Below are 19,521 nucleotides of genomic sequence, written 5' to 3' on the forward strand. Positions count from 1 at the left end.
GCTGAAACGATGCCGCAGGTTTGCGGCTTGGTAAAACAGTGATTTGTGCGGGGCCTGTTCACGGAAGGTGATTGATCTTGCCGACCGACCAATTGCTGCCCAAAGTTATATCTGTAACTGACAGATTATCGATCCGGTGTGAAAAGGTCTGTTGCCCATCCAGATCGAGGGCGCGTTGTACCTGGGTAAGGATCACACCGAAATGTGCGACGATCACCAGATCTCGGGCTGTATGAGTTGAAACAAGCGCGTCGATGGCCGCGTCGACCCGGGCACGAACGTCGTTCCAGCTTTCGCCTTGTGGCGGACGGACGTCGCCGGGATTGTCCCAATAGGCAAAGGCCAGTTCCGGGTCTTCTGCTTCGATTTCTGCAAAACCCCGCAGTTCCCAGTTGCCGAAATGAATTTCACGAAGGTCTGGATCATGAGGCAGGCGTTGGCGCTGGCCCTGAATGGCTGATGCTGTGTCGATGGCGCGGGACAGGTCAGAAGAGATCACAAGTGCGTCGGGCGGCAGATGGTCGTGCAGACACTTCAGGGCCTCTTTGTCGCTCAGGTCAGCGGGCAGATCGGACCAGCCAACCATGGTTTTTGCATGGGTTGGGCCGTGCCGGACGAGGTGAAGACGCGTCATGGCAATTGCCCTTTCAGAACCAAAGGCAACCCGGCTGTCACCTGTACCACCAGATCCGCCTGCGCCGCCAACGCGATGTTCAGCCGCCCTTGCGCCTCGCGGAATTGGCGGGCGAGCGCGTTGTCCGGGACGATCCCATGACCCACTTCGTTCGAGACGATCACAACCTGGGCCGGGCAAGCGCTCAGGGCGTCCAGCAGGTCGGTCTGTGCCCTATCCAGATCGGAGTCCGCCAGCAGATGATTGCTCAGCCACATGGTGGCACAGTCGATCAGGCAAATCTGATTTTGCGACAAGCGGGCCAGAACCGGACCCAGATCAAGAGGTTCTTCAACCGTGGTCCAGCCGTCGCCCCGTTGCACGAGATGGCGATCAACCTTTTGGCGCATCTCGTCATCAAACACTTGTGATGTCGCAAGGTAAACGCGGCTTTTCCCAGCGGAAACAACCCGTTCTTCGGCAAAAGCCGACTTTCCTGAGGCGGCTCCACCCAGAACCAAGGTTAAATCCGGCGACACAGTTCTTACCTATTGATGATCCACATAGCGCTGTTTTGCGTATCGGTCATAGGTCGGCAAAGCAAGCCCGGCCAACGCCTGCAAACACGGGAGAGGTTTATGGCACTGGATAATGCGACAGACTTTTCGATGTCCCGGCAAGCGATGAAGGCCGAGCTGCTGGATGCGGAGACGGAACTCAAGCTGGCTTATGCATGGCGCGATGAGCGTGATGAAAAGGCTCTGCACCGGCTGATCACGGCGTATATGCGGCTGGCGATTTCGATGGCGGCCAAGTTTAAACGCTATGGCGCGCCGATGAACGACCTCATCCAAGAGGCGGGCTTGGGGCTGATGAAAGCTGCGGACAAGTTCGACCCGGACCGCGGCGTGCGCTTTTCGACCTATGCCGTCTGGTGGATCAAGGCGAGCATTCAGGATTATGTTATGCGCAATTGGTCCATGGTGCGGACGGGTTCGACCTCGGCTCAAAAATCGCTGTTTTTCAACATGCGGCGCGTTCAGGCCCGGTTGGAGCGTGAGGCCGCAACAGAGGGGTTCGAGTTGGATCGCCACCAATTGCATCAGATGATCGCCACGGAAATCGGCGTTCCCCTGCGCGATGTTGAGATGATGGAAGGGCGTCTGTCCGGTTCGGATTTTTCTTTGAACGCCGTGCAGTCGGCGGACGAGGATGGCCGCGAATGGATCGACGCATTAGAAGATGATCGCGAACAAGCGGCTGAAGCGGTTGAACACAGCCACGATACCGAGCAATTGCGCGAATGGTTGCTGACGGCGATGTATGCGCTGAACGATCGCGAACGCTTCATCGTGCGCGAGCGTAAGCTGCGCGAGCCCGCCAGAACGTTGGAGAGCCTGGGCGATGAGCTGGGATTGTCCAAGGAACGCGTGCGCCAGCTTGAGGCTGCGGCCTTTTCAAAAATGCGTAAGAACCTTGAAGCCCAGTCGCGCGAGGTGCAACACTTCATCGCATGAAACATCTTGCGATTCTTGTGTGTGTTCTTAGCCTTACGGTTTCCTCAGCGCGACCGGGGGTGTCAGAAGGTTTGTTACCCGATAACGCGCTGACCGCGATGCGGGGTGCTGATGTCGTGATCCTGGGCGAAGTGCATGACAACCCCAGGCATCACCACGTACAGGCCGAAGCGCTTGAAGCTGTGTCGCCTTCGGCTGTTGTATGGGAGATGGTGACCGAAGAGGGCGCTCAACGGCTGTCGCAAAAGGCAGTTTCTGACCCTGATGAGCTGGGCCGTATCCTGAAATGGGCCGAGAGCGGGTGGCCGCCGCTCAGCATGTATTACCCCGTTTTCCAAGCCTCAAGTGCGCCAGTTTACGGGGCAATGGTGCCCCGAACGGCTGCGCGCGCCGCGATGGAACGCGGGGCGGCGACAGCTTTGGGCGCGGATGCAGCGCGGTATGGCTTGACCGTGCCACTGCCGCCCGAGGAACAGTCCGCGCGCGAGGCGGATCAACTGGCCGCCCATTGCGATGCTCTGCCGGCTGAAATGTTGCCTCAGATGGTTGCGATCCAACGCTTGCGCGATGCGGTTCTGGCCCGTGCAGTCGTGCGAGCGATGGAGGAAACCGGAGGGCCGGTTGCCGTGATCACAGGCAATGGCCATGCGCGGACAGATCGGGGTATCCCAACCTATCTCGCCCGCCTTCAACCGGGGTGGAAGGTGGTTGCCGTAGGACAATCCGAAGACGGCGTCATTGATGGTGACTTCGACATCGTAATCGACAGTCCAACGATAGTGCGCGAAGACCCTTGTGCAGCGTTTCAGGTGCAGAATTAATCGCTGGAACTACCTGCGGGCCTTGCCTAATGTCAGGGCCGACCGGCACAGGAAGGGCTGAACATGCTGTCATCCAAACGCATTCTGCTGATCATCGGCGGCGGGATCGCGGCCTATAAGTCGCTGGACCTGATCCGCAGGCTGCGCGAGCGTGGGGCCGCCGTGACGCCTGTTCTGACCGGCGCAGCGGAAGAATTTGTGACCCCCTTGTCTGTGTCCGCGCTTGCAGGTGAAAAGGTGTATCGCGATCTGTTCGATCTGACCGATGAGGCCGAGATGGGGCATATTCAATTGTCACGCTCGGCCGACCTGATCATCGTAGCCCCGGCAACGGCGGACCTGATGGGCAAGATGGCTGCTGGGCTGGCCAATGATTTGGCGTCGACCCTTCTGATGGCCACCGACACACCTGTTCTGTGTGCGCCCGCAATGAATGTGCGTATGTGGGACCATCCGGCCACGCAACGCAACCTGAAGCAGCTTCAGGAAGATGGCGTGCGCTTTGTCGGCCCGAACGAGGGCGATATGGCCTGTGGCGAGTACGGCCCCGGGCGCATGTCCGAACCGCTGGAAATTGTGGCTGCGATTGAGGCGGAGCTAACCGCGGGCCCTTTGCTGGGCAAGCGCGTGCTGGTGACCTCTGGCCCAACGCACGAACCGATTGACCCGGTACGCTATATCGCGAACCGGTCGTCCGGGGCGCAAGGTGCCGCTGTGGCGCGTGCTCTGGCGGATTTGGGGGCCGAGGTGATCTTTGTCACTGGCCCCGCAGATGTGCCTCCTCCGGCGGGTGTGCAGGTCGTATCGGTCGAGACAGCGCAACAGATGTCGGATGCCGTCGATGCGGCTCTGCCCGTGGACGCGGGCGTGTTCGCAGCAGCAGTGGCGGATTGGCGTGTTGCCAGCGCGTCGGACAAGAAGCTGAAGAAAAGCCGCGACGGCCTGCCTGTACTGGAATTTGCCGAAAACCCGGACATCCTGAAACGAGTATCCCGAATGGATGTGGGCCGCCCACCGCTGGTGGTTGGCTTTGCGGCTGAAACGGACGATGTGGTCGAACACGCAACGGCCAAACGGTTGCGCAAAGGCTGCGATTGGATCGTCGCCAACGATGTCAGCCCGCCAACCGGCATTATGGGTGGGTCCGAGAATGCGGTCATCCTGATCTCGGACAGCGGAGCTGAGGAATGGCCGCGTCTGGGTAAGGACGAAGTTGCCCGGCGGCTGGCGGCAAAGATCGCAAACGCATTGGCAGGCTGAAGGAAAGGCAAGGGCATGGTTGCAATTCGAGTAATCCGTGAAGACGGAGCAGACCCCGCCGTGGCGCTTCCATCTTATGAAACGTCAGGGGCGGCTGGCGCGGATGTGCGTGCTAATCTACCCGACGGCGTGCCGATAGCTCTGGATCCCGGTCAACGGGCGCTGGTTCCAACCGGCCTGCGCATCGAAATCCCGCAAGGGTATGAGGTTCAGGTTCGGCCCCGCTCGGGTCTAGCATTGAAACACGGGATTACACTGCCCAACACGCCAGGCACCATTGACAGCGATTATCGCGGCCCCTTGGGTGTGATCGTTATGAATGCAGGCCAGGACCGGTTCGAGATCGCCCATGGCGACCGCATTGCGCAGCTTGTGGTCGCGCCGGTCGTGCAGGCCAAGTTTGAACTGACCGGGGCGCTGGGCGATACGGATCGTGGGGTTGGCGGTTTCGGCTCAACCGGGCGCGGCTGATGCTGCTTGTTCTTGGTCTGGCCGCGGGACTTTGGGGTGTTGGCTATATGGCCGGTACGTCAAAAACAGCGCGTGTGGTTTCGGTCAGTGTGCTGTTGGCGGGGGTGATCCTGTCTCATCTTACTCTGCCCGACGGACATCCGTTGCGTCAGGCGACGGGCGGCTCGGCTGCAATGTGGCTGATCCTTGCGGGTTTCGCGGCCATCATTTTGCTATATGGCAGAGTTCTGAAAGCCCTGCGAAATCGCGCGGGGTCAGTTTCAGACCAGGAACCCGCCATGCCCACCGACCGATTTACCGAGACCGAGCTGGACCGCTATGCCCGCCATATCGTTTTGCGCGAACTGGGCGGGCCGGGTCAGAAAAAGCTGAAAAAGGCGCGGGTTCTGGTGATTGGCGCGGGTGGTTTGGGTGCCCCCGCTTTGCAATATCTGGCGGCCGCTGGAGTAGGCACAATCGGTATCATCGATGACGACGTCGTCGAGAACGCCAACCTGCAGCGGCAGGTCATTCATCGGGATACAGATATCGGGATGCCCAAGGTTTTTTCGGCTCAGCAAGCGATGGAGGCGCAAAACCCGAACGTGGTGGTTCTGCCTTATCATCGCCGGTTGAGCGATGAGATCGCGACCGACCTGTTTGCCGACTTCGATCTGATTCTTGACGGCACCGACAATTTTGAAACCCGCTATCTGGCCAACCGAACGGCTGTCGCGCTGGACAAGCCATTGATCTCGGGGGCTTTGTCGCAATGGGAGGGGCAGCTGAGTGTGTTTGACCCGGCCAATAGCAGCCCTTGCTATCAGTGCATTTTCCCCGAAGCTCCGGCCCCCGGATTGGCCCCGTCCTGTTCCGAGGCTGGTGTGATCGGCCCGCTGCCGGGTGTTGTTGGATCAATGATGGCAGTTGAGGCGGTCAAGGTAATCACGGGCGCAGGAATGGCGCTGCGCGGCGAGATGCTGATCTATGACGCGCTGTACGGGGAAAGCCGCAAGATCACTCTGACCCGCCGCGCCGATTGCCCTGTCTGCGGTACCGCAAACGATTAACATTTCTTTACGCAGGCTTGGGGTTCTGGAACACCCGGCCATGGCGACTTAGCTATAGGGTCAAAGGAGATCTGCATGACCAATCCGATCCTGTCCAATTGGACCACCCCATTCGAAATCGCGCCTTTCACTGATATCTCGGATGATGATTTCTCGCCTGCGCTGGATAAGGCGATGAAAGCGCATAATGCCCAGATTGACGCAATTGCAGCGAATCCAGAGGTGCCTACATTTGCCAACACGGTTGAGGCGCTTGAGGCCGCAGGCGAGCAACTGGACAAGGTTCTGTCGGTCTTTTTCACTGTCGCAGGTGCAGACAGCAATCCCAAGCGGGAAGAGCTGCAACGGGAGTTTTCCCCCAATCTTTCGGCACATTTTTCAGGCATTTCCTCTAATAAGGCGCTGTTCAAACGCGTTGCCGACCTTTGGACGCGGCGTGATGATCTGAACCTTTCCGAAGAACAGGCCCGCGTGCTGATGCTGACTCATCGGGGTTTCGTGCGCGCTGGTGCAGCCTTGGAAGGGGACGCTGACGCCCGTATGCAAGAGATCAAATCGCGTCTCGCCTCATTGGGTACATCCTTTACGCAGAACCTGTTAGCGGATGAGCGAGACTGGTTCATGGATCTGACCGAAGAGGATTTGCAGGGCCTGCCGGAATTTGTCGTGGACGCGGCCCGCGCTGCTGGGCAAGAGAAGGATGCCGAGGGGCCAGTTGTTACCCTGTCGCGGTCATTGATTGTTCCATTCCTGCAGTTCTCGCCCCGCCGGGACCTGCGTGAAAAGGCCTATCGCGCCTGGGCTGCGCGCGGGGCCAATGGTGGAGAGACTGACAACCGCGACATTGCGGCTGAGATTTTGGTGCTGCGCAACGAACGCGCCAACCTGCTGGGCTATGACACTTTCGCCGATTATAAGCTGGAAACCGAAATGGCCCGCACGCCGGACCGCGTGCGTGAGTTGTTGATGCAAGTGTGGGAACCGGCCAAGTCCCGCGCCGATGCCGACGCTGAAATCCTGACGCAGATGATGCAGGAAGACGGCATCAATGGCCCGCTGGAAGCCTGGGATTGGCGTTACTACGCCGAAAAACGGCGCAAGGCGGAACACGATCTGGATGAGGCGGCGTTGAAACCTTACTTGCAACTGGATCGTATGATCGAAGCTTCGTTTGCATGTGCCAACCGGCTGTTCGGGTTGGAGTTCAAACCGTTGGATGTACCGCTCCATCACCCTGACTGCCGAGCTTGGGACGTCACACGTGACGGGAAGCACATTGCCGTTTTTATCGGTGACTACTTTGCCAGGGGTTCCAAGCGGTCTGGTGCCTGGTGCAGCGCGATGCGAGCGCAGGCCAAGTTTCCGAAAGCTCAGGCACCGGTTGTCATCAATGTCTGCAACTTCGCCAAAGGTGAACCCGCCTTGCTGTCTTATGATGACGCGCGGACGCTGTTCCATGAATTCGGCCATGCCCTGCATCAGATGCTGTCCGATGTGACCTATGAAAGCATCTCGGGCACGTCCGTGGCGCGCGATTTCGTCGAATTGCCCAGCCAGCTTTACGAACACTGGTTGGAAGTGCCCGAGGTTCTGGCCGAGTTTGCGACGCATGCCGAAACGGGCGAACCGATGCCGCAAGAGATGCTGCAAAAGGTACTAAACGCCGCCAATTTCGATCAAGGATTCCAGACAGTTGAATATGTCGCCTCGGCCCTTGTTGATCTGGCATTCCACGACGGTGAGGCACCGGCAGACCCGATGGCAAGACAGGCCGAAGTTTTGGCGGAATTGGGGATGCCGCGTGCCATCGGAATGCGCCACGCGACCCCGCATTTTGCGCATGTCTTTGCGGGTGATGGCTATAGCTCGGGTTATTACAGCTACATGTGGTCCGAGGTGATGGATGCAGATGCCTTTGCCGCCTTTGAAGAGGCGGGTGGTGCCTTTGATCCGGAACGTGCCAAGGCGCTAGAGGACAATATCCTGTCCACCGGCGGGTCGCGCGAGGCGGAAGACCTGTATCTGGCGTTCCGGGGTCGATTGCCGGGTGTGGACGCCCTGTTGAAGGGCCGCGGCTTGATCGCGGCCTGAGTTCAGTAGCCCAGAGTGCGATCCACCAGATGCACAAAGGGTTCACCGGCCTCGCCACGTCGGATGTTTTCGCAAATGACCTGCGCGGCTGTGACCGGGCGGGTTTCAGATGCGATGTGAGGGGTCACAGTGACGTTCGGATGCGCCCAATAGGGGTGATCGGCGGGCAGGGGCTCGACACGGAACACGTCCAGCGTCGCGTGGCCGATCTGACCCGTGTTCAGGGCATCCAATAGCGCCTCGTCGTCGATCAGCGGGCCGCGACCCGGGTTAATGATCCGCGAACCCTTGGGCAGCAAGGCCAGCGTTTCGGCGTTCAGCGCGTTTTCTGTGGCGGGGGTATCGGGCAGCAACAGCACCACGATCTCTGCCTGAGAAAGCGCTTGGCGGAGGCCTTCGTGGCTATGCAGGCAGGTCACACCGGGGATGTCCTTGGCGGTGCGGCTCCAACCGGTGACTTGAAAGTTAAGCGCCGCCAGCGCACGGACGGCAGCTTCGCCCAATGCACCAAGACCTAGAACGCTGATCTTGCGGTCCTGGGCCAATGGAATTGCGTCCGGGCCCCATGCGCCATCCTGTACGGTGATGTGCCGGTCCATCCCCAGATGATAGCGCAGCACGTGGCCCACCACCCATTCGGTCATGCCCTGGGTCAGCCCGTGATCCACCATCCGAGCCAGCGGAACGGTCAGCGTTTCATTATCCGCGATCTTTTCGACCCCGGCCCAGAGACTCAGTACCGCTTTCAGACGCGTGAAGGGTGCAAAATCCTTCAACCCGCCATTTGGGGCGTAGATTACGTAATCGACCTGATCCGGTTCAAAATCCGTTCCAAGCTGGACGTCCACACCGGCCTCATCAAGATATTGCGTCAGCAGCGGTTCATACACAGGCCAAAGGGCAGGGCGCGCAGAAAACAGGACGTTTACGGGCATAAGGGGCCTTTCAAATCAGCGGGGACGGTGGATATGTGCGCTTTGGACGATGCCAAATGCGGCCATCAGAACCAACATGGCCGAGCCGCCATAGCTGACCATTGGCAGCGGCACGCCGACGACTGGGGCCATACCCATCACCATCGACATGTTGACAGCAAAGAACAGGAAGAAGTTCAATGCAATGCCCAGAGTGACCAGTGAAGAAAACCGATCCTTGGTTGCCAAAGCTGTAACCATACAGAACAAAAGGATCAGCGCGTAGAGGATCAACAGCGTGATACCGCCAACAAATCCAAACTCTTCCGCCAGCGTCGTGAAAATGAAGTCGGTGTGCTTTTCAGGCAGAAAGTTCAACCGGGACTGTGTCCCTTGCATAAACCCGCGCCCGTTCCAGCCCCCGGACCCCAGGGCGATCTTGGATTGGGTGATATGATACCCGGCACCTAGTGGATCGGTTGAGGGGTCCAGAAACGTATCAATTCGGCGGAACTGATAGTCCTTGAGCAATTGCCATTCGGTTCCTCGGCTATTGAACACAGTGGCGATCAACCCCACAACCGCTGCGATAACGGCTGCAAAATAGGCCCAGTGGACACCTGCGAGAAACATCAAGCCGCCACCTGCGGCCAACAACAGGATCGACGTACCAAGGTCCGGTTGCTTCAGAACCAACAACGTGGGCAGGATGATTAGCGCCACCGGGATAAAAACCCAAAGCGGCCGAGAAGTCTTGTGCGAAGGCAACCAGTCGTAATAGGCCGCCAGAACCATGACCAGCGCGACCTTCATGACTTCTGAGGGTTGCAGGCGCATGAAACCAAGGTCGATCCAGCGCTGCGCGCCCATACCGATGGTCCCGAACAGTTCAACAAAGACCAGCAACGCGACTGAGCCCAGATAGGCCAGAACGGACATGTTGCGCCAGAACCAGATCGGCACCAGCGCAATGATGAACATCGCAGTCAGGCCAAGTCCGAAACGTTCCATTTGCGGCTCGGCCCAGGGTGTCCACGACCCGCCAGCGACCGAATACAGCATCAGGAACCCCGCACTGGCCGTGCTGATCAGCAGCAGGGTCAGCGGCCAGTTCATGTACAGGAATTTTCGGAACCCAGACGGCGTGGATTTGACCGCATATTCAAGATAGCTCATGCGCGGTCCTTTCCGTCCGGACGCGCTTTGGGCCGACGGTCGCCTTCAAGCCGTTTTTGCTGTTCCTTGATGCGCTCGCGATCCGCAACGGGGTACGCATCGAGAGGAGGCGTGCCGTCATAGAGCGCTTGAAGCATAATATCCCGCGCCACGGGGGCTGCGGCCTTGGACCCGCCGCCGCCATGTTCAACCACTACCGCAATGGCGTATTTGGGTTTGTCGTACGGGGCAAAACTGACGAACAGCGCGTGGTCGCGGCGTTCCCAGGGCAGATCCTCGTTACGGATCACACCGGCGGCACGTTCGGCTTTTGTGATATTTCGCACCTGGCTGGTGCCGGTTTTACCCGCCATGCGGAAATCTTCTGCGATAATGCGGCTGCGATAAGCCGTGCCGCGACGGTCGTTCGAAACAGACCACATCGCGTCGCGGATATATTTGAGATTGGTGGGGCTGATCTCAAGCGGCTCACCCGCACCGCTGGGCTGCTCAACCCCGTTGACAGATCGCACCAGACGGGGCGAGACCGCGCGTCCTGTGGCGATCCGAGCGGTCATCAACGCCAATTGCATGGGCGAGGCCAGCATGAATCCCTGCCCGATCGACGCATTGGCGGTATCGCCGCTAAGCCACTCTTGGCCATGGACCCGTTGTTTCCATTCCTGATTGGGTGCCAACCCGGCGCGCACGGCAGACATGGGGATGTTGTGCTTGATGCCTAGCCCCAAGGTGCGCGACATGTCGGAAATTCTATCGATCCCAACCTTCAAGGCCACGTCGTAATAGTAAACGTCGCAACTGCGCTTCAGTGATGTATTGAGGTCCACCATGCCATGTCCGCCGCGCTTCCAGCAGTGGAAGCGGCGGCTGCCGACTTTCAGATGGCCGGGGCAGTAAACGGTGTTGCCGGGGCCGATGACACCGGCCTCAAGTGCGGCCAGCGCGGTAACCATCTTAAAGGTCGAACCCGGCGGATAAGTGCCCTGGACCGTCTTATTCGCCAGCGGGCGGTACTTGTCCTGCGTCAGCATCCGGTAGTCCGCGACCGAGATACCACGCACGAACAGGTTTGGATCGAAACTGGGCGCAGAGGCCATCGCGCGCAAGTCACCGGTTTCACAATCGATCACGACAGCGGCGGCGCTTTCCCCGGCCAGACGGGCCTGAGCGTATTGCTGCAGGTCTGCGTCGACAGACAGCTGCAAGTCGGCTCCGGGTTGGCCTTCTTGCCGGTCCAGCTCGCGCATGACACGACCGGTCGCGTTGACCTCGACTCGCTTGGCGCCGGCCTTGCCGCGCAATGAAATTTCTTGCTTCGCCTCAAGACCCACCTTGCCAATCTGAAATCGGGGGATTCGCAGAACGGGTTCAGGGTCTTCGATCTGGCTGAGATCGTAATCACTGACCGGCCCAACATAACCAACGATATGGGCGAAATCCTCATAGCGTGGATATTGTCGCGTCAGACCTACTTCGGGTGTGACACCCGGTAGCGCCGGGGCGTTGACGGCAACTTTCGATATGTCTTCCCACGTGACCTGATCGGCCAGCGTGACCGGCAGGAACGGGGCCGAGCGGCGCATCTCGGTCCGGGCCCGTTCGATCTCGTCATCATTCAGCGGGATCAGTTCGGACAATTTGCTGATCACCTGGTCCACATCACCTGCATCTTCGCGCACTATGACGATGCGGTACGAGGGCGAGTTCTGCCCAATGATCTGCCCGTTGCGGTCGTAGATTCGCCCGCGGTTCGGGGGGATCAGGCGGATGTTGATGCGGTTTTCCTCGGCCAGCAGGCGATATTCATCGGCCTGGTCCACTTGCATGAACCGCATACGTGCTGCCAGCCCGCCAACAAAGGCCGCTTGCAGACCACCCAGTAGCAGTGCCCGCCTTGGCAGGCGTTTATAGGCCAGACCCTGAGACTTGGGCTTGCGCGGTTTCATGCCCGACCTCCTACCGCACCGGCATCCGATGCAGACAGGCGACGAACTCCAAACACGCCTTGGCTCAGTGCCACAAGGATCGGATAGCAGGCAATTGTCAGCACGAGTTGGATCAATACGGGCCACAGCGCGGCCTGTTGCACGGACAAGATTGAAAGAATGACTCTGTTCACTAGAAAAACACCTGTGATGACCACGCCAACGGACATCCATTCACCGAAAAAACCGGTATCTTTCATACCCGGCGCCGCCGAGCGCAGATAGGCTGATCCAAAGACAACCAACGCTGCCAAAAGGCCCGGTGGGCGTTGCAGTAGAAGATCCGCCATCAGCATGACGAAAGCAACCAGCAGGGTTGGGACATAGTCGGGGCGGCGCAGCACCCAGGCAAAGGTCAGGGCAATCAGAACGTCAGGAAAGGGCCAACGGCCGGGTTGTGCATCCAAAGGCAACAAGTGCAGGAACAGCACCATAAAGGCCAGCGCCGCATAAAGGCCACGCATGGCCCAGTTATGTGAGGTGGGCTTATCCATCGCTCAGCTCTTCGGGCGACAGGGCGACTTCGGGGCGGGTGGGGCCGACGATACCGCCGGGGTCTTGAATGGTCGGGGCCGAGTTGAACCGCAGAACCCGCAGAAACTCCAGCCGTTCGAAATCGGCCGACAAACGCACGCGCAATCGACCACCTGGGTCCGATGCGATCTGGCCGACCAGCAATCCGGCCGGAAACACGCCGCCGTCGCCGGATGTAATGACGCGATCTCCGGGACGAACCAGTTCACGATTTTCAAGGAACTCGACCACGGGTGCCGACGTGTTGTCCCCTTTGATCAACGCGGTCTGGCCCGAGGGCTGGATGGTTGCGGGGATGGCGCTGGTGGCATCTGTCACCAGAATAACGCGGGCGGTGTCCGGGCCAACGCCCGATATACGCCCAACCAGGCCGATGCCATCCATTGTGGCCCATCCATCGACGATGCCGTCGCGTTGACCCACATTCAGCAAAACAGATTGCCGGAAGGGCGAGCCGCTGTCAGCCATCACAACACCGGTGATATAGGTCAGACGTGGGTCAAGCCGCACATTGTTCAGATCGAGCAGCCGCGCGTTTTCCTGTTCCAGTTGCAGCGCCGCTTCCTTCCAGGCGCGCATCAGGCGCAATTCGCTGCGCAGCTCACGGTTTTGTTCGCTCAGGCGCTGATAGCTTTGGAAATCGCGTACAAGGTTCACGGCGGCGGTCACGGGAACCATGGCCCATTCCATCGAAGGAACCACAGCATCCACCACTTGCGCGCGGAACCGTTCTACGCGCGGACTGTCGATACGCCAGACCAGAAAGATTCCCAAAAGGCACAGGATAACGATGCCCAGCAGCAAGCGCCGCAAGGGGGTTGTGTAGTCATCGCGCTGTGATCGGTCTTTTGCCACAGGTTACCTTCCCGTGCTGCTCGTGCCGAATTTACCCTATTTGCAAAGGGTGCGCGCCTTAGCTTTCGTAGTCAATCGCGTGGCGCAGCTGTTTTTCATATTCTAGCGCCTTACCGGTGCCCAAAGCCACACAATTCAGGCTTTCGTCGGCAATCGACACGGCCAGACCGGTCTGTTCACGCAGGGCCAGATCCAGATCACCCAGCAGCGCACCACCGCCGGTCAGCATCACGCCCCGGTCCACAATGTCCGCAGCCAAATCGGGCGGAGTGGTTTCCAGAGCGGTCATCACCGCCTCGCAAATCTGCTGAACAGGTTCCGAGAGCGCTTCGGCAACCTGCGCCTGGCTGATCTCGATTTCCTTGGGCACACCGTTCAACAAGTCGCGCCCACGGATGTGCATCGACTGACCACGGCCATCATCTGGCATACGGGCGGTGCCGATGGTGGTCTTGATCCGTTCTGCCGTGGATTCACCGACCAACAGGTTCTGCTGTCGGCGCAGGTACGAGATGATTGCTTCGTCCATACGGTCTCCACCAACGCGGACCGAGCGGGCGTAAACGATGTCACCCAGCGACAAAACCGCAACTTCGGTCGTACCACCACCGATATCGACGACCATGTTGCCGGTCGGGTCCGTGATCGGCATACCCGCGCCGATCGCCGCTGCAATCGGTTCTGCAATGAGGCCCGCGCGACGCGCGCCTGCGGACAGAACCGACTGACGAATTGCGCGTTTTTCAACCGGGGTCGCACCATGAGGCACGCAGACGATGATCTTTGGTTTTGAGAAGGTCGAACGTTTGTGCACCTTGCGGATGAAGTGCTTGATCATCTCTTCCGCCGTGTCGAAGTCGGCAATCACACCTTCGCGCATCGGGCGGATGGCTTCGATCGAACCGGGGGTTCGGCCCAGCATCAGCTTGGCGTCTTCGCCGACAGCGAGAACTTTTTTCACACCGTCCTTGACGTGATAGGCAACCACCGAGGGTTCAGACAGGATGACACCGCGCCCCTTGACGTAAACCAGCGTGTTTGCTGTTCCAAGGTCGATAGCCATGTCCGCTGTGAACAGGCCGCCCAGATTGCCAAAGATCCCCATGTTTCCCCTGATCCTGTATGTCGGTTTTTCTACTGCCCGCGACTCGACGGTTCCGGGACGGATGACTTATAGGGTGCCATCACGCCCGGTAAAAGGGCTGATTCCGCGACAATCAGCACCTTTCCGCCTTATTGAATGGGACTTTAGAAGGCAAAATGCTCTCTTATCAACACATTTACCACGCCGGCAATCTGGCTGATGTCCAAAAGCACGCTTTACTGGCGTGGGTGCTGAATTATTTGACGCGCAAGGACAAGCCGCTCAGCTATGTCGAAACGCATTCCGGGCGGGGCTTGTACAAGCTGGATGCGGCCGAGGCCGTGCGCACCGGAGAGGCGGCTGCAGGGATTCAGCGGGCACGGCAAGAAGGGTGGTTCGGACCGGACCATCCGATGGCGCAGGTTTTGGAAAACGTGCAGGCCCGTCACGGCGTTTCCGCTTATCCGGGCTCACCTCTGGTTGCGGCCAATCTGCTGCGGGATCAGGACAGCCTGCATTTTGCAGAGTTGCATCCGCAGGAACATGCGGCTTTGGCGTTGGCCATGTCGCCCTATGGGGCCAGGGTTTACCAGCAAAACGGTTTTGCGCTGGCGCAGTCATTGCTTCCACCTACACCGCGCAGGGGAATGATGCTGATCGACCCGAGTTATGAGGTCAAAACCGATTATGACCGCTTGCCCGGGATCATCGCCAAGCTGCACCGCAAGTGGAATGTCGGGGTCATCGCGCTGTGGTATCCAATCCTGATGGACAAGCGCCACCTGCCCATGATCCGCGCGCTGAAGTCGCAAAGCTACCCCAAAGCAGCCTGTCACGAGGTGACGTTCCCTCCGGTTCGGGAAGGGCACCGGATGATCGGATCTGGGATGTTCATCATCAACGCCCCATTTGGCATCAAAGATGAAATGGATCGTCTGTCCGCCTTGTTCGGCCAGCTTTGAACACCGGTTTGGTGAACCGTACCGGCGGCTTCTGCCTCGTTGGTCTGCATCAAAGATGCCGTCAAACAAATTGGGCCTGGCCGTGCGATATAAGCGCACGGCCAGGCCCAAAACCTAAGAACGGACGGCGAAGCCGGTCCGCCGCGGGTGCGGGAGCCTTTGGTCCGTTCAGGTCAGATCTTTGTAGCTGATCTCACGCGCGTCTGCGCCCGGACCGGCCTTTTCTCGCCGCATGATCAGGCGGTTCAATGCATGGATATATGCTTTGGCCGAGGCAACGACCGTGTCTGTATTGGCCGACTGACCTGTAGCGATCATGCCGTCCTCGCTCAGGCGAACAGAAACGGTGGCCTGCGCATCGGTGCCTTCGGTGACCGCGTGCACCTGATACAGCTGCAGCCGCGCTGTATTAGGATAGATTGCCCGGATCGCTTTGAAGGTCGCGTCCACCGGTCCGTCACCATGTTCAGTGGCGACAATGTCCTTGCCGTCCATTTCCAATTCAACGGTCGCTTCCGCCTGACCACCCGTGCCGCAGGTCACTTTCATCGAGACAAGCTGCAGGAAGTCATCGTGTTCATCCATTGTCATCAACGCGATCAGGTCGTCGTCAAACACCTCTTTCTTGCGATCAGCCAGATCCTTGAACCGCACAAAGATGTCTTTGAGTTGGTTGTCACCGACCTCAAAACCCAAGGTCTCGAGCTTGTCGCGCAGCGCAGCGCGGCCCGAGTGTTTGCCCAACGGCAGAGATGTACCGGAGAGGCCAATGTCCTCGGGGCGCATGATTTCAAAGTTTTCGCGGTTCTTGAGCATCCCGTCCTGATGGATGCCGCTTTCATGGGCAAAGGCGTTCTTGCCGACGATGGCCTTGTTGAACTGCACGCTGAAGCCCGACACGGTCGCCACCCTGCGCGAGATGTGCATAATCTTGGTGGTGTCGATACCGGTGTGCCACGGCATGATGTCATTGCGGGTGCGCAGGGCCATGACGACCTCTTCCAACGCTGTGTTGCCAGCACGTTCGCCCAGCCCGTTGATGGTGCATTCGATCTGGCGCGCGCCTCCTGCGACGGCGGCCAGCGAGTTCGCGGTCGCCATGCCAAGGTCATTGTGGCAGTGGGTGGCGAAGATTACCTCACCCGCGCCCGGAACCGTTTCGATCAGACGTTTGATCAGGTCAGCAGACTCTATGGGCGCGGTGTATCCCACCGTGTCGGGGATGTTGATCGTGGTTGCCCCGGCTTTGATCGCAATCTCGATCACGCGGCACAGATAGTCCCATTCCGTCCGGGTCGCATCCATCGGTGACCACTGAACGTTTTCGCACAGGTTGCGCGCGTGGCTGACCGTTTCGTGGATTTTTTCGGCCATCTCATCCATTGTCAGGTTTGGAATGGCGCGGTGCAGCGGAGAGGTGCCGATGAAAGTGTGAATCCGGTTCTTTTCGGCGTGTTTCACCGCTTCCCAACAACGATCAATGTCGGCAATATTGGCACGGGCCAGACCGCAGATGCGGCTGTTCTTCGCGCGTTGGGCAATCTCGGATACCGCTTTGAAATCACCTTCGGACGCAATTGGAAAGCCGGCTTCGATGATGTCGACGCCCATCTCGTCCAGAAGCTCGGCGATTTCCAGCTTTTCGTCATGGGTCATGGTGGCGCCGGGGCTCTGCTCGCCGTCGCGCAAAGTGGTGTCAAAGATCAAGACGCGGTCTTGGTCGGTCACGTTGGTCATGGGAATCTCTTTCTTGTCTGTCCTAAAGCCTTATTGGCGCGCTGGCGTCCTCCTCTGAGCGGGCGCGCCGGATGGCACGCTCAGAGGCGGATTAGGATCAGTAGGCCACGCTGAGACGCACCGCGCAGGGCGGTGTCGACACAAAGGATATTTGCATGGTTGATCATGGGATTGAGGTTATACAGAGCCCGCCGGGAATGAAAAGACCAATTTGCGTCCAAAAGGTCATCCGCTAGCTTTCTCATTCCAGCCCAACTTGATTGTGCCATCCGCGCAGCTAGCTGGATGCAGATGAAAACAGCATTGATCATCGGAGCCTCGGGCGGAATTGGCGCAGCGGTCCGCACCATCTTGGAAACGCAGGGCATTTCGGTGACGGGCCTGTCGCGGTCATTGGACGGGTTCGATCTAACCGATCCGGATCACGCTTTGCAGATACTTGATGGGCAGGCAGGCCCGTTTGACTTGATTCTGGTCGCGTCGGGGGCGTTGGAGATCGAAGGGGCTGCACCGGAAAAGACAATTCGTGCGGTTTCGGCCAAGGCGATGATGGATCAGTTTGCCCTCAACACGGTTGGTCCGGCTTTGGTCCTGAGCCGGTCGCATAAGCTGTTGCCCCGCAAGGAACGATCGGTTTTCGCGGTCCTGTCGGCGCGCGTGGGGTCCATAGGGGACAATCGGATGGGGGGCTGGATCAGCTACCGGGCCGCCAAGGCCGCAGTTAATCAGGTTGTTCATACCGCGGCCATCGAGCTATCGCGCACGCATAAACAGGCGATTTGCGTCGCCCTGCACCCGGGAACCGTGAAAACTGCGTTCACACAGAAATACCTGAACCGGCATCCCGCTGTAGAGCCTGAAGACGCCGCTCAGAATCTGTTGTCCGTGATCAATGGGCTCACACCGACAGATACCGGCGGGTTTTTCGATTGGGCCGGGCAGCCCGTTCCTTGGTGAGGGCTTACCCGTCGGATGCCTCGGGCGCTTCGGCTGGATCATCAGGCGCAGGCTGTGGATCTTGAGCATCTGATTCGCTTTGCTGTTCAGAAGCCCCGCCCGGCAACACTCCGTTTTCCCAGATGCCGGTTTCTTCCTGCCCATTGGCATAGCGCATCGTTCCGCTGCCCTGCCGTTTGTTGTCGACAAAGTTGCCTTCATACACATCGCCGTTTGAATAGGTGGCGACGCCCTCGCCTTCGATCTTGCCCTCGGACCAGTCGCCTACGAATTTGAACCCGGCAGGGGTCACAATTTCCCCTTTGCCATGCCGTTTTCCGTTCAGGAAATCACCGGTATAGACTGTCCCGTCGGAATAGGTCGCTTTGCCCTTTCCCTGCCGAACACCATCGATCCATTCACCGTCATAGACCGACCCGTCCGCACGTGTCACCACACCCTTGCCGTGGCTTTGCGCGTTCTTGAACTGGCCCTTGTAGATCATACCGTTGGCATAGGTGGCCGTGCCCTGACCCTCGATCACGCCCGCAATCCAATCGCCTTCATAGGTTGACCCATCGGGATACGTGATGCGGCCGGTCCCCTCGGCCAGATCAGCAACAAAATCGCCAACGTAGACCGAGCCATCGGGATAGGTCAGCTCTCCCAGGCCTTCGATCTGTCCTTGGTTCCAGTCGCCGGTATACACAAATCCATCCGTACCGGTGAACGTGCCCTTGCCCTGACGGCGATCATCGACAAAATTGCCTTCATATACGTCGCCTTGCGCGTGGGTCACTTTGCCTTTGCCCTGACGGCGCCCTTCCACCAGATCACCTTCGTATACATCGCCATTGGCATAGGTCAGACGACCGGTGCCAGTGATCTGATCCTGAGCCCATTCACCGGAATAGATCATACCGTCGGGCATGGTTTGCATGCCTGTGCCATTGCGCAAGCCAGCACTGACATCACCTTCATACACACTGCCATCTGCATAAGTGATTTTGGCCTTACCTTGCCGCTGACCGTCAACCCAGTCGCCATCATAGATGTATCCGTCGGGATAGGTCAGAACGCCTTTGCCGTGCCGCTGGGCGTTTTCGAACTCACCTTCATAGCGTGTGCCGTTTGCAAATTGTGCAACACCTGTGCCGTTGATCGACCCGTTGGACCATTCGCCGTCATAGCTGCTGCCATTGGCGTAGACGATCTTGCCGCGCCCTTCGGGCTGGCCCTTGGCAAAACTGCCTTCATAGATCGATCCGTCGGGATAGCGGGTGACGCCCTGGCCCTGAATCTCGCCCTCGACCCATTGGCCAGTATATTCAAACCCGTTGGGCAGCCGGTATGTTCCCGTCCCGTGGCGCAACCCGTTTTCATAGGTGCCTTCATAGACACCGCCAACCTCGTCATCCTTTACGATGACAGTTCCGTCCTGAGCAAACGCCGTCGCAGCCAGACTCATCCCCGCTGCCAGAATCGTGTATCGGATTACGTTCATTTTTATCCTGCC

General features: G+C 58.9%; 18 protein-coding genes. 8 read left to right on the forward strand and 10 right to left on the reverse strand.

Features of this window, described 5'->3' with window-relative positions; all coding sequences use genetic code 11:
- Positions 1-58 precede the first annotated feature (58 nt).
- Together AC2FLD_RS08660 and cobU are read right to left on the reverse strand one after the other, a co-directional pair.
- Entirely contained in the window at positions 59-634 is a 576-nt protein-coding gene (locus AC2FLD_RS08660) for a histidine phosphatase family protein (protein ID WP_496668632.1), read from the reverse strand.
- Complete coding sequence (cobU, locus tag AC2FLD_RS08665; protein ID WP_496668633.1) at positions 631-1,152, reverse strand: bifunctional adenosylcobinamide kinase/adenosylcobinamide-phosphate guanylyltransferase; 522 nt, start codon at positions 1,150-1,152, stop codon at positions 631-633. The genes AC2FLD_RS08660 and cobU overlap by 4 nt, the downstream gene beginning before the upstream one ends.
- A gap of 99 nt (positions 1,153-1,251) precedes the next feature.
- On the opposite strand from cobU, the gene AC2FLD_RS08670 reads away from it, so the two are divergent.
- From AC2FLD_RS08670 to AC2FLD_RS08695, 6 genes are all read left to right on the forward strand, one after another.
- Positions 1,252-2,130 carry an RNA polymerase factor sigma-32 gene (locus tag AC2FLD_RS08670; RefSeq protein WP_050604108.1) on the forward strand — a complete coding sequence of 293 codons (879 nt, stop codon included), beginning with the start codon at positions 1,252-1,254 and terminating at the stop codon, positions 2,128-2,130.
- The gene (locus tag AC2FLD_RS08675) at positions 2,127-2,951 is read left to right on the forward strand and encodes a ChaN family lipoprotein (protein ID WP_496668634.1); all 825 of its coding nucleotides are present in this window, start codon (positions 2,127-2,129) and stop codon (positions 2,949-2,951) included. Before AC2FLD_RS08670 ends, AC2FLD_RS08675 begins: the two co-directional genes overlap by 4 nt.
- A 63-nt stretch (positions 2,952-3,014) precedes the next feature.
- The gene (coaBC, locus tag AC2FLD_RS08680; protein WP_496668635.1) at positions 3,015-4,211 is read left to right on the forward strand and encodes a bifunctional phosphopantothenoylcysteine decarboxylase/phosphopantothenate--cysteine ligase CoaBC; all 1,197 of its coding nucleotides are present in this window, start codon (positions 3,015-3,017) and stop codon (positions 4,209-4,211) included.
- A gap of 15 nt (positions 4,212-4,226) precedes the next feature.
- Positions 4,227-4,682: a dUTP diphosphatase gene (gene dut / locus AC2FLD_RS08685; protein WP_496668636.1), complete on the forward strand. Its 456-nt coding sequence runs from the start codon at positions 4,227-4,229 to the stop codon at positions 4,680-4,682.
- On the forward strand, positions 4,682-5,731 hold the full coding sequence (locus AC2FLD_RS08690; RefSeq protein ID WP_496668637.1) for a HesA/MoeB/ThiF family protein: 1,050 nt from the start codon (positions 4,682-4,684) through the stop codon (positions 5,729-5,731). The genes dut and AC2FLD_RS08690 overlap by 1 nt, the downstream gene beginning before the upstream one ends.
- A 75-nt stretch (positions 5,732-5,806) precedes the next feature.
- The gene (locus tag AC2FLD_RS08695) at positions 5,807-7,822 is read left to right on the forward strand and encodes a M3 family metallopeptidase (protein ID WP_496668638.1); all 2,016 of its coding nucleotides are present in this window, start codon (positions 5,807-5,809) and stop codon (positions 7,820-7,822) included.
- Between the two features lie 2 nt (positions 7,823-7,824).
- On the opposite strand, the gene AC2FLD_RS08700 is transcribed toward AC2FLD_RS08695, so the two are convergent.
- The 6 genes from AC2FLD_RS08700 to AC2FLD_RS08725 are packed head-to-tail and all read right to left on the reverse strand — an operon-like array spanning position 7,825 to position 14,391.
- Positions 7,825-8,757: a 2-hydroxyacid dehydrogenase gene (locus tag AC2FLD_RS08700; RefSeq protein ID WP_496668639.1), complete on the reverse strand. Its 933-nt coding sequence runs from the start codon at positions 8,755-8,757 to the stop codon at positions 7,825-7,827.
- A gap of 15 nt (positions 8,758-8,772) precedes the next feature.
- Positions 8,773-9,912, reverse strand: a complete 1,140-nt coding sequence (gene rodA, locus AC2FLD_RS08705; RefSeq protein ID WP_050604115.1) for a rod shape-determining protein RodA — start codon at positions 9,910-9,912, stop codon at positions 8,773-8,775.
- Positions 9,909-11,858 (reverse strand): penicillin-binding protein 2, encoded by a 1,950-nt coding sequence (gene mrdA / locus AC2FLD_RS08710; protein WP_496668641.1) that lies wholly within the window; start codon positions 11,856-11,858, stop codon positions 9,909-9,911. Before mrdA ends, rodA begins: the two co-directional genes overlap by 4 nt.
- The gene (locus AC2FLD_RS08715) at positions 11,855-12,391 is read right to left on the reverse strand and encodes a rod shape-determining protein MreD (protein ID WP_496668643.1); all 537 of its coding nucleotides are present in this window, start codon (positions 12,389-12,391) and stop codon (positions 11,855-11,857) included. Before AC2FLD_RS08715 ends, mrdA begins: the two co-directional genes overlap by 4 nt.
- Positions 12,384-13,286: a rod shape-determining protein MreC gene (gene mreC / locus AC2FLD_RS08720; protein ID WP_050604118.1), complete on the reverse strand. Its 903-nt coding sequence runs from the start codon at positions 13,284-13,286 to the stop codon at positions 12,384-12,386. The genes AC2FLD_RS08715 and mreC overlap by 8 nt, the downstream gene beginning before the upstream one ends.
- Before the next feature lie 58 nt (positions 13,287-13,344).
- On the reverse strand, positions 13,345-14,391 hold the full coding sequence (locus tag AC2FLD_RS08725) for a rod shape-determining protein (protein WP_039523195.1): 1,047 nt from the start codon (positions 14,389-14,391) through the stop codon (positions 13,345-13,347).
- A gap of 155 nt (positions 14,392-14,546) precedes the next feature.
- On the opposite strand from AC2FLD_RS08725, the gene rlmJ reads away from it, so the two are divergent.
- On the forward strand, positions 14,547-15,332 hold the full coding sequence (gene rlmJ, locus AC2FLD_RS08730; protein ID WP_496668645.1) for a 23S rRNA (adenine(2030)-N(6))-methyltransferase RlmJ: 786 nt from the start codon (positions 14,547-14,549) through the stop codon (positions 15,330-15,332).
- Positions 15,333-15,500: 168 nt separating this feature from the next.
- Here the strand turns inward: rlmJ and AC2FLD_RS08735 are convergent, their stop codons facing one another.
- Entirely contained in the window at positions 15,501-17,069 is a 1,569-nt protein-coding gene (locus AC2FLD_RS08735; protein ID WP_496668647.1) for a 2-isopropylmalate synthase, read from the reverse strand.
- A gap of 291 nt (positions 17,070-17,360) precedes the next feature.
- Here AC2FLD_RS08735 and AC2FLD_RS08740 point away from each other — a divergent pair, with 291 nt between their 5' ends.
- The gene (locus AC2FLD_RS08740) at positions 17,361-18,026 is read left to right on the forward strand and encodes an SDR family NAD(P)-dependent oxidoreductase (protein WP_496668649.1); all 666 of its coding nucleotides are present in this window, start codon (positions 17,361-17,363) and stop codon (positions 18,024-18,026) included.
- Between the two features lie 4 nt (positions 18,027-18,030).
- Here the strand turns inward: AC2FLD_RS08740 and AC2FLD_RS08745 are convergent, their stop codons facing one another.
- Positions 18,031-19,509 (reverse strand): MORN repeat-containing protein, encoded by a 1,479-nt coding sequence (locus AC2FLD_RS08745; RefSeq protein ID WP_496668651.1) that lies wholly within the window; start codon positions 19,507-19,509, stop codon positions 18,031-18,033.
- Positions 19,510-19,521 lie beyond the last annotated feature (12 nt).

It is taken from the genome of Ruegeria sp. CDSA021 (genome assembly GCF_059612325.1).